The organism is Shewanella sp. M-Br, from assembly GCF_036245925.1.
Classification (GTDB): domain Bacteria; phylum Pseudomonadota; class Gammaproteobacteria; order Enterobacterales; family Shewanellaceae; genus Shewanella; species Shewanella oncorhynchi.
Genome location: NZ_BJBV01000065.1, coordinates 1 through 533, shown reverse-complemented (window position 1 = coordinate 533; position 533 = coordinate 1). Strand labels below are relative to the sequence as shown.

General features: G+C 37.3%; 1 protein-coding gene. It reads left to right on the top strand.

Annotated elements, in window-relative coordinates:
* Positions 1-533, top strand: a 533-nt coding sequence (locus AAA952_RS22320; RefSeq protein ID WP_338259711.1) for a hypothetical protein, incomplete at both ends; no start/stop codon positions are given.

The following is a 533-nucleotide window of genomic DNA, read 5'->3' as shown; positions in this document are numbered from 1 at the left end:
ATGATGCCAAAACAAGAAATTTATCAAATGCCATTGGTAGATACGATCATTACTCAGACGAGTTAATGTTGCTTACCGATGAAAGCGCAATTGTTAGAAAAATGACAGCGTTGCTTAATGCAGGTGCTTGTATACAAATGGTTCCTATTGGTTCGAATTACTTTTGTAGTTTTGACAAACAACCAGTATCTGAGGCAGTGATAATGTCGCTTGTTAATAGCCCAAGCCCAGTATCCGAAGCGGTTGTATCAACTGACCTACCTACTACTATCGACTCACCAACACCTCGTAAGGTTATCTATAGAGATCAATGTGTTGGTGTTATGGAAAACGATGATTTTTATCTTGATGAAGAATTTACATCAGCAGAAGACCACGAGTTTGAATTTTACGATGAAGGTGATGATGGTGATATCTACATCGATCCAGATTTTAAATCGGGTGGCTTAGACATCTTGTCAACCATTATTGATAAACGATTAGCAAACAAAATTAAAGGTCAAAAAGCGGTTGTTGAATCGTTTTTTGCAAGT